Below are 13,713 nucleotides of genomic sequence, written 5' to 3' on the forward strand. Positions count from 1 at the left end.
CGCCCCGCGCGGACACACGCCCTCGCGGACGTGGTGAGCGTGGCACGGCGGACATGACGAAGGCGGCGACCCTGGTGGGGTCGCCGCCTTTCGCATGGCTCAGGGGGCCGGGCTCCCGGGGCTCACGCCCAGGGCCGCGTCGGTCCTAGCTGAAGGAGTCGCCGCAGGCGCAGGAGCCGGTCGCGTTCGGGTTGTCGATCGTGAAGCCCTGCTTCTCGATGGTGTCGACGAAGTCGATCGAGGCGCCGCCCAGGTACGGGGCGCTCATGCGGTCGGTGACGACCTTGACGCCGCCGAAGTCCTTGACGACATCGCCGTCGAGCGCACGCTCGTCGAAGAACAGCTGGTACCGCAGGCCGGAGCAGCCACCGGGCTGAACCGCGACGCGCAGCGCCAGGTCCTCCCGGCCTTCCTGGTCCAGCAGGGCCTTGACCTTGGCCGCGGCGGCGTCGGAAAGGAGGATGCCGTCGCTCACGGTGGTGGTCTCGTCCGATACGGACATCTGCTTCATCACTCCCGGGATGGGGTCTCCCCGCCGGAGGCAGGGGTACGGAGACTGCTTGCCGACGATTGCAACCGGCGCGGCCGCGGATTCATTCCGGACCGATGGACGTGTTTTGCCCTTTCATGCTCGCACACCCGCGCACGGGCGGGCACGGGTCCGGGGCGAGGGGGTGCGTCACATCGACGCTATCGGCATCGTCAAAGTGACGTGAAGCAGTTATGATAGATAGCGTCAAACAGACGAGAAGGTCTTCCGGTGGCAGCCCAGGCTCCACTGGAGCGGCCATCGCCGCGCTCAACGCCCAAGAAGAAAGGGTGCGTGTCGTGACCACCGCCCAAGCCCGTACGGAACTCGACGTCCAGCCGACGCCGCTCGCCCTGCTGCTGCTCGGCCGAGAGGCCGACCCCCGGAGCGAACGCGGTGTGGAGTGCCCCGGTGACCTGCCCTCCCCGTCCGACCCGGACCTGGTGGAACGCGCCCGCGCGGCCAAGGAGAAGCTCGGCGAGAAGGTCTTCGTCCTCGGCCACCACTACCAGCGTGACGAGGTCATCCAGTTCGCCGACGTCACCGGCGACTCCTTCAAGCTGGCCAAGGACGCGGCGGCGCGGCCGGAGGCCGAGTACATCGTTTTCTGCGGTGTGCACTTCATGGCCGAGTCCGCGGACATCCTCACCACCGACGACCAGATGGTCGTCCTGCCCGACCTGGCCGCCGGCTGCTCGATGGCCGACATGGCGACGGCCGAGCAGGTCGCGGAGTGCTGGGACGTACTGACCGAGGCCGGCATAGCCGAGCAGGTCGTGCCCGTCTCGTACATGAACTCCTCCGCGGACATCAAGGCCTTCACCGGCAAGCACGGCGGCACGATCTGCACCTCGTCCAACGCCAAGCGGGCGCTGGACTGGGCGTTCGAGCAGGGGGAGAAGGTGCTGTTCCTCCCCGACCAGCACCTCGGGCGCAACACCGCCGTACGGGACATGGGAATGCCGCTGGAGGACTGCGTCCTCTACAACCCGCACAAGCCGAACGGCGGGCTGACCGCAGAGCAGCTGCGGGACGCCAAGATGATCCTGTGGCGCGGGCACTGCTCCGTGCACGGCCGCTTCTCGCTGGACTCCGTCGAGGACGTCCGCGCGCGGATTCCCGGCGTCAACGTGCTGGTGCACCCCGAGTGCAAGCACGACGTCGTCGCGGCCGCGGACTACGTCGGCTCGACGGAGTACATCATCAAGACGCTGGAGGCGGCCCCGGCCGGTTCCAAGTGGGCCATCGGCACCGAGCTCAATCTGGTCCGCCGGGTCGCGAACGCGCACCCCGACAAGGAGATCGTCTTCCTCGACAAGACGGTCTGCTTCTGCTCGACGATGAACCGCATCGACCTTCCGCACCTGGTGTGGACGCTGGAGTCGCTGGCCGAGGGCAATCTGGTCAACCGGATCCAGGTCGACAAGGAGACGGAGAGCTTCGCGAAGCTGGCGCTGGAGCGGATGCTCGCCCTGCCGTAGGCGTGGGCCTGCACCGCGATCGCCGCAGGACGGCCACCGAGGGGGAAGGAGGCGCCCCGGTCACCGCGACCGGGGCGCCTCCGTGCCGTTGCAGATCAGCTCGGTGAGCTCCACCGGGCGGCTCAGCGCCACGAGGTGGCCGCCCGGCAGGTCCTCGACGGGCACTCCCGGCAGGCGCTCCGCGGCGATCCGCAGCTGGAACCCGAGCGGGAAGAACCGGTCGTCGCGGCCCTGGAGGATGCGGGTGGGGACGTCCGGCCAGGCCCGCAGCGGCCAGGGTTCGGCGAACAGCGCCTCCGAGGGGCCGGACGCCTCGCCGGACATCGCCTCATCGGTGGCGTCCTGGGGCACGTCGTGGAAGAAGTCGACGATCAGGTCGAATCCCGCGTCCGGGTCGCGCCCCTCTTCCGCCGCGAAGGCGCGTGCGGCCGCGTCCCGGCCGGTGTTGTCCCACCACTCCCCCGCGGTCTCACCGGGGGTCGGGATCATCGGATTGACCAGGATGAGCTGCTGGACGGGGATGCGCTCGCACACCAGGGGGGCGATGACGGCCGCGAGGGACTGGGCGACCAGGACCGGCCCGTCGTCGCCGGTGTCGCGGTCGCCGATCGCGTTCACGACGGCCGTGACATGCTCGGCGAGACCGGCGTCGAGGCCGCTCGGCAGATCGACGGCGACGGCGTCGTGCCCCCGCTCGCGCAGCATCGGCACGACCCGGTGCCAGTACCAGGCGCGGCCGTCGGCACCGGGGATGAGCACATACGTCGTCATGCGGAGCTCCTAGATCGTGTCCGCAGCGCCTGACAGCAGGCCGGCAGGACCATCGTGGCGTCTGTATACCCTGACCCGCATGTCCACGCTCTTCCTTTCCCCCATGCGGTTCTCGCCGCGGGAGATCTCCGAGGTGGTGGATCTCTACGCGAGCAACCCGGAGTACTGGCGGGAGGCCGGCGAGTACGACGCCGGGAACATCCCCGCCGATCGGGTCGAGACCGATCTGCGGGCGGAGGCCACTGCCGAGGGCGCCGAGATCCTGCTCGCCCGCGACCCGCAGGGCCGGCTCAGCGGGATGCTCTGCCTGCTCGGCCGCCATCCGGTGGACGGTCTGCCGTGGATCGGCCTGCTGATGATCCACGGGGACCTGCACCGCCGGGGCGTCGGCGGCGCGCTCGCCGACATGGCGGAGCAGCGGTTCGCCGACGACGGCCGCGAGGGCCTGCGGCTGGCCGTGCTGGAGTCCAACGAGCCGGCGCTGCGGTTCTGGGAGTCCCGCGGCTGGCAGGAGTGCGACCGCCGGCCGGACCTCGCGCACGGCCGGCCGTGCGTCGTGCTGCACAAGACGCTGCGCGCGTGACGGCCGGCCCGCCCGCGGCCGGCATCAGTCCCTGACCCGGGCCCGGAAAACGAGCCACCCGGCCCGGGCCCCGCGAGGGGACCGGACCGGGTGGTCGTGGTGAGGTGTTACGCGTTCGCCGGAGCCGGCTCGTCGGTGTCCTTGGCGTCCTTGGCGTCCTTGGAGTCCTTGGCGTCCTTCGCGTCGGAAGCGGACTCCCCTCCCGACTTCTTCAGGCGCTTCGCCGCCTTCTTCGCCGCGCGGCGCTCCTTGCGCAGCTCGACCATCGCGTACAGCGTCGGCACGAGCAGCAGGGTCAGCAGCGTCGAGGTGACCAGACCGCCGATCACCACGACCGCGAGCGGCTTGGCGATGAAGCCACCCTCGCCCGTAATGCCGAGGGCCATCGGGAGCAGGGCGAAGATCGTCGCCAGAGCGGTCATCAGGATCGGGCGCAGTCGGTGCCTGCCACCCTCGATAACCGCCTCCACCACGCCCAGGCCCTGGGCCCGGTACTGGTTGATCAGGTCGATCAGCACGATCGCGTTGGTGACCACGATGCCGATGAGCATCAGCATGCCGATCATCGCCGGGACACCCATCGGGGTGCCGGTCAGGATCAGCAGGCCGATCGCGCCGGTCGCCGCGAACGGGATGGACACCAGCAGGATCAGCGGCTGGATCAGCGACCGGAAGGTGGCGACCAGCAGCATGAAGACGATCGCGATCGCGGCCAGCATCGCCAGGCCCAGCGCGGCGAAGGCCTCGTCCTGGTCCTCGGAGACACCGCCGATGGAGGCGGTGGCGCCCTCCGGCAGGTCCAGCGAGTTCAGCTTGCTCTGGAGCGACGCGCTCACCGCGCCGGTGTTGTCACCGGTCGGCTTCGCGCTGATCGTCGCGGCCCTGGCCCCGTCGATGCGGGTCATGGAGACCGGTCCGGGCACCACGCGGACATCCGCGATCTGCCCGAGCTTCACCCCGCCGAGGGGCAGGTTCTTCAGCTGCGCCACGGTGGTTGCCGGCTTGGCCGAGGTGATCACGACATCACGCTCGGTGTCGTCGAGGATCGCCTTGCCGGAGACCGTGCCGCGCACCGCCTGGCCGACGGCCAGACCCAGCGTGGTCTCGTTGAAGCCCGCGTCCGCGGCCTTCGCGTTGGCCTTCACCGAGATACGGGGGATGCTCTGCGCCAGGTCGCTCTGGACGTCGGTGACGTCGTCGAGTCCGGCGACCTCCTTGCGTACCGCTTCGGAGGCCTTCTTCAGAACGTCCGCGTCGGCCGCCTTCACCACGACGCTCAGGTCCTGGCTGCCGAAGCCGTCGCCCGCCGCGATCGTGGTGTCGCCGATACCGTCCAGCTTCGCGAGCTCGGCGTCGATGCGGTCGCGGGTCTTCTCGTACGAGGCCGCGTCCTTGAGCGTCAGCTGGTAGGAGGCCTGGTTGGCGCCCGTGCCGCCGCCGAAGGCCGCCATGAAGCCGGAGGAACCGACGGTGACCTGGTAGTTCTTGATCTCGTCCAGGCCGTCGAGGACCTTCTCGACCTTCTTCGCCGACGCGTCGGCCGCGTCCAGGCCGGTGCCGACCGGCAGCTCCTGCTTGATCGACATGACCTCCTGCTCGCCCTGGTCGAAGAAGTTGGTCTTGAGCAGGCCGGCCATGCCGAAGGTGCCGAAGAGGATGACGACCGCGAGCACGATGCTGGTGATGCGGCGACGGGTCGCGAAGCGCAGCACGGGCACGTACATCCGCTGGAGCGGGCTGCGCTCCTCCTTCTCCTCGGCCACCCGGCGCGCCTCGTCCGGGTCCATGCCCCGGACGGCCTTCGGCGCGCGCAGGAACCAGAACGACAGGACGGGGACGACGGTCAGGGAGACCAGGAGGGAGGCGAGCAGGGCCGCCGTGATGGTGAGGCTGAACGAGCCGAACAGCTCGCCGACCATGCCGCCGACCAGTCCGATCGGCAGGAAGACGGCGACGGTGGTCAGCGTGGAGGAGGTGACCGCGCCGGCGACCTCCTTGACGGCCGTGATGATCGCGGCCTGCCGCTCCTCGCCATAGCCGAGGTGCCGCTTGATGTTCTCCAGGACCACGATCGAGTCGTCGACGACGCGGCCGATCGCGATGGTCAGCGCGCCGAGGGTGAGCATGTTCAGCGACAGGTCACGGGTCCACAGCACGATCAGCGCGAGGACGACCGAGAGCGGGATGGACACCGCGGTGACCAGGGTCGAGCGCAGCGAGGCGAGGAAGACCAGGATCACGATGACCGCGAAGACGAGGCCGAGCGCGCCCTCGGTGGTCAGACCCGAGATCGACTTGGAGACGGCGGGGCCCTGGTCGGAGACGACCGTGAGCTCGGCGCCGCTGCCGAGGTCCTTGCGCAGCTCGGGCAGCTTCTCCTGGACCGCGTCGGAGATGGCGACGGCGCTGCCGTCGTTGTCCATCGTGGCGAGGACGGCGAGGCTGGGCTTGCCGTTCGTCCGGGTCAGCGAGACGGCCGTGGCCGGGGTCTGCTTCACCGTGGCGATGTCACCGAGGCGCACCGGCTTGCCCTTGGCGGGCGGCGCCGGGGCGATCCGCAGGTCCTCGATCTGCTTCAGCGTGGTGTAACCGCCGCCTGCCTGGACCGTGAGGCTCTTGCCGTCCTCGTTGAACGACCCGGCCGGCAGGGTGGCCCCGCCCGCCTTGAGCGCCTCGGAGAGGCTCATCGTGTTGAGGCCCGCGGCCGCGAGCTTGCGGTCGTCGGGCGTGACGGAGACCTGGAGGTCCTGGACGCCGTCGATGGAGACCTGGCCGACACCCTCGATGTCCTCGATCGCCGGGACGACCGTCCGCTCCAGCTGGTCGGCGAGCGCCTGCTGGTCCTTCTGCGAGGTGACGGCGAGCACGACGGTCGGGATGTCGTCCGTGGAGCCGGCGACGACCTGCGGGTCGACGTCGTCCGGGAGCTGGGTACGTGCCCGGTTCACGGCCTGCTGGACGTCGGCGACGAGCTGCTTGGTCCCGTCCCCGTACTCGAAGCTGGCCATGATCACGGCGTTGCCCTCGCTCGCCGTGGACGTGATCCCCTTGATGCCGTCGACGGCCTTGATGGAGCTCTCGAGCGGTTCGACGACCTGCTTCTCGACCACATCGGGGGACGCGCCCTGGTACGGAGCGAGCACCGACACCATCGGCAGTTCGATGGAGGGCAGCAGCTGCTGCTTGAGCTGCGGGATGGCGATCGCCCCGAAGACGATCGCGACGATCGACATCAGACCGATCAGGGCCCGTTGCGACAGGCTGAATCTCGACAGCCAGGACATGGGGTCTCTCTTCTGTGGCGTGCGTGGCAGGAGGACTTCGCGGGCACGGTCGACTGCCCGCTTATACGATCAGCCATCCGGGAGGGCACACCCGTAGGCCCCAGGTCCCGTTCCTTATCTCGCGCATACCGCAGCTGGAGTACGCGGACGATCCGCTTCACTCCACCCTTGGACGGACCAGACCCGATTCATAGGCGATGACGACGAGCTGGGCCCGGTCGCGGGCGCCGAGCTTGGCCATGGCCCGGTTCACGTGCGTTTTCACCGTCAGCGGGCTGACGGCGAGGCGGGTGGCGATCTCGTCGTTGGAGTGGCCTCCGCCGACCAGGACGAGGACCTCGCGCTCCCGCACAGTGAGGGCCGCGAGCCGTTCCGAGTACGCCTCGGAATCCGGGCCGTCGTCCGAAGGGCCGCCCTGCGCGAGGAACTTGGCGATCAGGCCCTTGGTCGCGACGGGCGAGAGCAGCGCCTCACCGGCCGCAGCGATGCGGATGGCATTGAGCAGTTCGTCCGGTTCGGCGCCCTTGCCGAGGAAGCCGGAGGCGCCGGCCCGCAGCGACTGCACGACGTACTCGTCCACCTCGAAGGTGGTCAGCATGACGACCCGTACATGCGACAGTCCGGGGTCCGCGCTGATCATGCGGGTCGCCGCGAGACCGTCGGTGCCGGGCATCCGGATGTCCATCAGGACGACATCGGCCTTCTCCGACCGGGCGAGCGTGACCGCCTCGGCGCCGTCGGCGGCCTCCCCGACGACCAGCATGTCGGGCTCGGAGTCCACGAGGACCCGGAACGCGCTGCGCAGCAGGGTCTGGTCGTCGGCCAGCAGCACCCTGATCGTCATGTGTCCTCCCCCGTGCGGGCCTTGAAGGGCAGTATCGCCTGGACACGGAATCCGCCGCCGTAGCGAGGGCCCGCGCTGAGCGCGCCGCCGAGTGCGGTGACCCGCTCGCGCATGCCGAGCAGACCGTGACCGCCGCCGTCCGTCCGGCCGTCGGGCTCGTTGCCGTTGTCCAGCACCGTGACCTCCAGGGTCGGGCCGACACGGATCACGCTCACCTCGGCCTTGGCGTCCGGGCCCGCGTGCTTCTGCACATTGGTCAGCGCCTCCTGGATGATCCGGTACGCGGCGAGGTCGACGGCCGCGGGGGCCCGGTCGCCGTCGTCGGCACGGGCGACCTCGACGGGGAGGCCCGCCTGCCGGAAGGTGGTGACCAGCTCATCGAGCACATCGAGCCCCGGCGCGGGTTCGGTGGGCGCCTCCGGGTCGCCGGACTGGCGCAGCAGGCCGACGGTGGCCCGCAGTTCGTTGAGGGCCGAGCGGCTGGCCTCGCGCACATGCGCGAGCGCTTCCTTGGCCTGGTCGGGGCGCTTGTCCATGACATGCGCGGCAACGCCGGCCTGCACATTGACCAGGGCGATGTGGTGCGCGACCACGTCGTGGAGGTCGCGGGCGATCCGCAGCCGCTCCTCGGCGACCCGGCGCCGGGCCTCCTCCTCGCGGGTCCGCTCGGCGCGCTCGGCCCGTTCCCGTATGGCGTCGACGAAGGCCCGGCGGCTGCGCACGGCGTCGCCGGCGGCGGCCGCCATGCCGGTCCAGGCGAAGATGCCGACGTTCTCCTGCGTGTACCAGGGCGTCGAGCCGAACAGCATGGCCGAACCGGTGAGCACCCCCATGGTGAGCAGGCCGACCCGCCAGGTCGTGGGGCGGTCGGTGCGGGACGCGACGGTGTAGAGGGCGATCACGGCGCTCATCGCGACGGGGGCCGCGGGGTCCCCGAGGACGAGCTCGACGACGGACACCGCGGCGGTGAAGATCAGGACGCCCATGGAGTTGCGGCGGCGGAAGACCAGCGCGGCGGAGACCAGCACCATCAGCACCACGCTGCGCACCTCGGGGGTGCGGCCGCCGAACTTCGGGCCGTGCTCCCCGTTCGGGTCCGCGAACGAGCCGACGACCATGCACACCAGCACCGCGGCGGCCAGCGCTCCGTCGAACGCCAGAGGGTGCTCGCGGAGCCAGCGCTGGGTGCGGGCGAACCCGGTGGCGAGTGAGGTCACGTCGGGCAACGTTACGGCCCCTTGCGCGGGCGGTGTACGCCCCGGTGGGGCGGAGGGCCGAGGAGGGTCGCGGACGCGGTGCCGCGGCGGTCCGGCCCCCCGTGGCGCCGCGGCGGTCCGGCCTCCCGCGGCGCCGCGGGAGGCCGGCCTGCCGCACCCCCGCCGCGGGACGCGCAGACGGCACTGCCCCCCGGAGACCGGGGGGCAGTGCCGCTGTCGGAGTGCGCAGGACGGCCGGAGGCCGGACCGTCCGTCAGCCGGGGATCAGACCGTCGTCGCGGAGCAGCTTCCGTACGTCCTCGAGCGTCGCGTCGGGCGCCGGGAGAATCAGCTCGGACGGCTCCAGGGAGTCGTCCGGCAGAGGCTCGCCGAGCTCGCGGATTCTCTCCAGGAGCGCGTGGAGCGTGCGCCGGAAGCCAGGGCCGTCCCCGCTCTGCATCTCGGCGAGCAGTTCGTCGTCCAGCCTGTTGAGCTCGGCGAGGTGGCTGTCCGCCACGCTCACCTGGCCCTCCCCCATGATCCGTACGATCATGACGAGTCCCTACTGCTTGTCGAACTTCGGGGTGTTCTGCTGCGGAGCGGCGTCCTGCCGGCCGTCGCCGCCCTCGATGGCCTGCTGCGAGGAGGAGCCGCCGGCGAGCTCGGCCTTCATCCGCTGCAGCTCCAGCTCCACATCCGTACCACCGGAGATGCGGTCCAGCTCGGCGGCGATGTCGTCCTTCGCCATACCGGTCGGATCGTCGAGCGCGCCGGAGGCGAGGAGCTCGTCGATCGCACCGGCGCGGGCCTGGAGCTGCGCGGTCTTGTCCTCGGCCCGCTGGATCGCCTGGCCGACGTCGCCCATCTCCTCGGAGATGCCGGAGAAGGCCTCGCCGATCCGGGTCTGTGCCTGGGCGGCCGTGTACGTGGCCTTGATGGTCTCCTTCTTCGTACGGAAGGCGTCGACCTTGGCCTGCAGACGCTGGGCCGCGAGGGTGAGCTTCTCCTCCTCGCCCTGCAGCGTCTGGTGCTGCGTCTCCAGGTCCGTGACCTGCTGCTGGAGCGCGGCACGGCGGGAGAGCGCCTCGCGGGCCAGGTCCTCCCGGCCGAGCGCCAGCGCCTTGCGGCCCTGGTCCTCCAGCTTGGTGGACTGCCCCTGGAGCTGGTTCAGCTGCAGTTCCAGGCGCTTGCGGGAGGTCGCCACATCGGCGACTCCGCGACGCACCTTCTGCAGCAGCTCCAGCTGCTTCTGGTAGGAGTAATCGAGGGTCTCGCGCGGATCCTCGGCCCTGTCGAGGGCCTTGTTTGCCTTCGCGCGGAAGATCATCCCCATACGCTTCATGACACCGCTCATGGGCTTCGCGCGCCCCCTTCTGACGGACTAAAGCTCCAGCACTCCAACAGAACCCACAGTACGGGCCCTGCATCCATTACCGCACTGTTCAGGCGCGGATGCGCTCATCCCCAAGGACGACTGCTTCCCGGTCCGATCCGGCGCAAGGAGTAGGTGGCCATCAGGGAAACCTCGGGCAACGTCCGCTCTGTCCGGCTTGTCACCGGCTTCTGTCCCCTACAGACGCGCGGCGTTGCGGGATCGTTCCCCACCGGCGTTGGGTCCCTGCTCCGCACCCCGTACCCTTGGGCTTTGTGTTCCGTAGCCGTGCCAAGGAAGAGAAGGCCCCCACCGACAAGGTGACGGCGGACCTCTCCAAGCAGCCCCGCAGCCCCGAGGCCCCGAAGGGCCGCCCCACGCCCAAGCGCAGTGAGGCCCAGTCCCAGCGCCGCCGTGCCTCCACGGCGCCGGCCGACCGCAAGGAGGCCATGAAGCGCCAGCGGGAAGCCCGCCGCGCCGACCTGGCCAAGCAGCGCGAGGCCCTCGCGAGTGGTGACGAGCGGTATCTGCCCGTCCGCGACAAGGGGCCCGTGCGCCGCTTCGTCCGCGACTTCGTCGACTCCCGCTTCTGCATCGCCGAGTTCTTCCTGCCGCTCGCGGTGGTCATCCTCGTGCTGAGCATGGTCCGCGTGGGCCAGCTCCAGAACATCTCGCTGCTGCTCTGGCTCGGCGTGATCGTGATGATCATCATCGACTCGATCGGCCTGGTCTTCCGGCTCCGCAAGCAGCTCGCCGAGCGCTTCCCGGACGAGCCCAAGCGCGGCGCCGTCGCGTACGGCCTGATGCGCACGCTCCAGATGCGCCGCCTGCGTCTGCCCAAGCCTCAGGTCAAGCGCGGAGAGCGGCCCTGAGCACGGTCGGTTTCGAGGGAGGGGCGACCGCCTGGCTGAACGGCCTCAGCGGTCTGCGGAACATCGTGCGGCAGGAACTGGTCGCACGGCAGCTGGACGAGCAGATAGCCGGCCGCTTCCCGGTGGGACAGCGGCTGCGGATCCTCGACGTCGGAATGGGCCAGGGCACGCAGGCCCTGCGCCTCGCACGGGCCGGACACTCGGTGACCGGTCTGGAGTCCGACGCCGAGATGGTCGCCATGGCGCGGCAGACGCTCGCGACCGAGCCCGAGGGCATCCGTGAGCGGTTCCGCCTGATCGAGGGCGACGGCCGCGAGACGGGGGCGCACTTCCTGCCCGGCGCGTTCGACGTGGTGCTCTGCCACGGGGTGCTGATGTACGTGCAGGAGCCCGACGCCATGCTTGCCGGGCTCGCCCGGGTGCTGGCACCCGGCGGACTGCTCTCCCTGCTGGTGCGCAACGCCGACGCCCTGGCCATGCGCCCGGGGCTGGCCGGAGACTTTCCCGCCGCGCTGGCCGCCTTCGGCTCGGACTCCTACACCAACCGGCTGGGGCTGCCCGGACGGGCCGACCGGCTCGGCGCGCTGACCGCGACGCTGGCCGGGATCGCGGCGCCGCTGCACGCCTGGTACGGCGTGCGGGTCTTCACCGACGGGGCGGACAACGACGCGGACCTGCCGGCCCCCGAGGACCTGGACCGACTGCTGGCCGCCGAGGACCGGGCCGGGCGGACCGAACCGTACAAGCGGGTCGCGGCGCTGCTGCACCTGTGCGGCGTACGCGGCTGAGCGGCTGAGAGCCGGCGCGGTGGGGTCGGGTGACCGTGCCGCGCGTCAGCCCGCGTCAGGAGCGGCACGCAGGTCAGGTCCGGGGGCCGTTTTCGCGTCCCCCCTTCTGTGACCACCGCAGAGACCACCGGCCCCATGACCGGTAAGCCCGCCCGGAGTTCGACCGGAACGTCCGACGACAAGCCCCCCGTGAAGCTTCCCGCCCGCCAGACCTGGCGGGCGCTGTACACCCACTTCCGCCCGCACCGCTGGACCGTCGCGCTCGGGGCGTCGTTCACGCTCGTCGGCACGGTCGGCGGGCTGGCCCAGCCGCTCGCGGCCAAGACACTGGTCGACCGGCTCGGCGAGGACGAGTCGATCACCGCGATCCTGCTGCTGCTCACCGGCCTGGTGGTCGTCGGCACCGCGATCGAGGCCGTCGGCGCGTACATCCTGGAACGCACCGCCGAGTCCGTGGTGCTGGCCGCCCGCCGCACCCTGATCGGGCGGCTGCTGCGGCTGCGGCTCCCGGAGGTGGAGCGCACCCAGCCAGGCGATCTGATGTCCCGGGTCACCTCGGACACCACCCTGCTGCGCGCCGTGACCACCCAGTCGATCGTCTCGGCGGCGACCGGCGGACTCGCCTTCGTCGCCACCATCGTGATGATGGGCGTGATGGACCCGGTGCTGCTCGGCGTCACCCTCGGGGTCATCGTGCTGATCGGCGGCTGCGTGGCCCTGGTGATGCCGAAGATCGCGCATGCGACACGGCGTTCGCAGGAGGCGGTCGGAGAGATCTCGACCGTCCTGGAGCGGGCCTTCGGGGCCTTTCGCACACTGAAGGCCTCCGGCGCCGAGGAGCGCGAGACGGAGATCGTGGCGAAGGCGGCGCGGGAGGCGTGGCGGCACGGCATCCGGTCCGCGAAGTGGCAGTCGGTGGCGTGGTCGTCGGTGGGTCTCGCGGTGCAGGTGTCGTTCCTCGCGGTGCTCGGCATCGGCGGGGCGCGGGTCGCCTCGGGCGCGATCTCGGTGTCGACGCTGGTGGCGTTCCTGCTGTTCCTCTTCTATCTGATCGACCCGGTGTCCCGGCTGGTGGAGGCGGCCTCCCAGTACCAGGTGGGATCGGCGGCCATCGCGCGGATTGTGGAGGCGGAGCGGCTGGAGACGGAGGAGCTGGAGACGGAGGAGCTGGGGAAGGCGCCGACGGCCGCGGCCGTGGCCACCACCGGCCCGGCGTCCGTGGTCTTCGAGGACGTGACCTTCCGGTACCGCGACGAGCTCCCCTACGTCCATCACGGTGTCTCCTTCGCCGTGCCGGGCGCGGGCATGACCGCGTTCGTCGGCCCGTCGGGCGCCGGAAAGACGACCGTCTTCGGCCTGATCGAGCGCTTCTACGAGCCGACCGGCGGCCGCGTGTTCCTCGACGGACGGGATGTCCGGGACTGGCCGCTGACCCAGCTGCGCGCCGCGATCGGCTATGTCGAGCAGGACGCCCCGGTGCTGGCCGGAACGCTGCGGGAGAACCTGGTCTTCGCCGCGCCCGACGCGACCGAGGAGCAGATTCAGGACGTGCTCGTACGGGCCAGGCTGGACGCCCTCGTACGGCGGCTGCCTGACGGGCTGGAGACACTCGTCGGCCATCGCGGCTCCAAGCTGTCGGGCGGCGAGCGGCAGCGGGTGGCGATCGCGCGTGCGCTGCTGCGCCGGCCGCGGCTGCTTCTGCTCGACGAGGCGACCTCGCAGCTGGACGCGGTCAACGAGATGGCGCTGCGGGACGTGGTCACCGAGGTGTCCCGCGAGGTCACGGTGCTGGTGGTCGCCCACCGGCTGTCCACCGTGACGCTGGCGGACCGGATCGTGGTGATGGACGCGGGCAGGGTGCGGGCGGTGGGCACGCACGCGGAGCTCGTGGCGGGCGATCCGCTCTACGGCGAACTGGCGGCGACGCAGTTCCTGGCGTCGGCCCCGGGGGCCCCCTGATCGGCGGCGCACAGCGAGCTGCCCCGCAGCGGCA

The 13,713-nt window shown here is 70.8% G+C and carries 12 protein-coding genes; 5 read left to right on the plus strand and 7 right to left on the minus strand.

Features of this window, described 5'->3' with window-relative positions; translation table 11 throughout:
• Positions 1-145 precede the first annotated feature (145 nt).
• Entirely contained in the window at positions 146-502 is a 357-nt protein-coding gene (locus OHA05_RS09505; protein ID WP_313946797.1) for an iron-sulfur cluster assembly accessory protein, read from the minus strand.
• 326 nt (positions 503-828) lie between these two features.
• On the opposite strand from OHA05_RS09505, the gene nadA reads away from it, so the two are divergent.
• A complete protein-coding gene (gene nadA / locus OHA05_RS09510) occupies positions 829-2,010 on the plus strand; it encodes a quinolinate synthase NadA (RefSeq protein ID WP_328860301.1) in 1,182 nt (393 codons plus the stop codon).
• A 60-nt stretch (positions 2,011-2,070) separates the two neighbouring features.
• On the opposite strand, the gene OHA05_RS09515 is transcribed toward nadA, so the two are convergent.
• Entirely contained in the window at positions 2,071-2,781 is a 711-nt protein-coding gene (locus OHA05_RS09515) for an alpha/beta fold hydrolase (RefSeq protein ID WP_313946795.1), read from the minus strand.
• A 79-nt stretch (positions 2,782-2,860) separates the two neighbouring features.
• Between OHA05_RS09515 and OHA05_RS09520 the strand changes: the two genes are divergently transcribed.
• Positions 2,861-3,364 carry a GNAT family N-acetyltransferase gene (locus tag OHA05_RS09520; RefSeq protein ID WP_313946794.1) on the plus strand — a complete coding sequence of 168 codons (504 nt, stop codon included), beginning with the start codon at positions 2,861-2,863 and terminating at the stop codon, positions 3,362-3,364.
• 107 nt (positions 3,365-3,471) lie between these two features.
• Here OHA05_RS09520 and OHA05_RS09525 read toward each other — a convergent pair whose 3' ends face one another.
• The 5 genes from OHA05_RS09525 to OHA05_RS09545 all read right to left on the minus strand — a co-directional run bounded on the left by OHA05_RS09525 (position 3,472) and on the right by OHA05_RS09545 (position 10,042).
• Positions 3,472-6,648, minus strand: a complete 3,177-nt coding sequence (locus OHA05_RS09525) for an efflux RND transporter permease subunit (RefSeq protein WP_328860302.1) — start codon at positions 6,646-6,648, stop codon at positions 3,472-3,474.
• 157 nt (positions 6,649-6,805) lie between these two features.
• Positions 6,806-7,492: a response regulator transcription factor gene (locus tag OHA05_RS09530; protein WP_313946792.1), complete on the minus strand. Its 687-nt coding sequence runs from the start codon at positions 7,490-7,492 to the stop codon at positions 6,806-6,808.
• Positions 7,489-8,709, minus strand: coding sequence for a sensor histidine kinase (locus OHA05_RS09535; protein ID WP_313946791.1), 1,221 nt, complete (start codon positions 8,707-8,709; stop codon positions 7,489-7,491). Before OHA05_RS09535 ends, OHA05_RS09530 begins: the two co-directional genes overlap by 4 nt.
• A gap of 253 nt (positions 8,710-8,962) precedes the next feature.
• Positions 8,963-9,241, minus strand: coding sequence for a PspA-associated protein PspAA (gene pspAA, locus OHA05_RS09540; protein WP_313946790.1), 279 nt, complete (start codon positions 9,239-9,241; stop codon positions 8,963-8,965).
• Between the two features lie 9 nt (positions 9,242-9,250).
• A complete protein-coding gene (locus tag OHA05_RS09545) occupies positions 9,251-10,042 on the minus strand; it encodes a PspA/IM30 family protein (RefSeq protein ID WP_313946789.1) in 792 nt (263 codons plus the stop codon).
• 293 nt (positions 10,043-10,335) lie between these two features.
• Here OHA05_RS09545 and OHA05_RS09550 point away from each other — a divergent pair, with 293 nt between their 5' ends.
• From OHA05_RS09550 to OHA05_RS09560, 3 genes are all read left to right on the plus strand, one after another.
• On the plus strand, positions 10,336-10,932 hold the full coding sequence (locus OHA05_RS09550; RefSeq protein WP_313946788.1) for a DUF3043 domain-containing protein: 597 nt from the start codon (positions 10,336-10,338) through the stop codon (positions 10,930-10,932).
• 65 nt (positions 10,933-10,997) lie between these two features.
• Entirely contained in the window at positions 10,998-11,720 is a 723-nt protein-coding gene (locus OHA05_RS09555; RefSeq protein WP_313946787.1) for a methyltransferase domain-containing protein, read from the plus strand.
• 135 nt (positions 11,721-11,855) lie between these two features.
• On the plus strand, positions 11,856-13,679 hold the full coding sequence (locus tag OHA05_RS09560) for an ABC transporter ATP-binding protein (RefSeq protein ID WP_328860303.1): 1,824 nt from the start codon (positions 11,856-11,858) through the stop codon (positions 13,677-13,679).
• Positions 13,680-13,713: the final 34 nt, after the last annotated feature.

It is taken from the genome of Streptomyces sp. NBC_00306 (genome assembly GCF_036169555.1).
GTDB lineage: Bacteria > Actinomycetota > Actinomycetes > Streptomycetales > Streptomycetaceae > Streptomyces > Streptomyces achmelvichensis.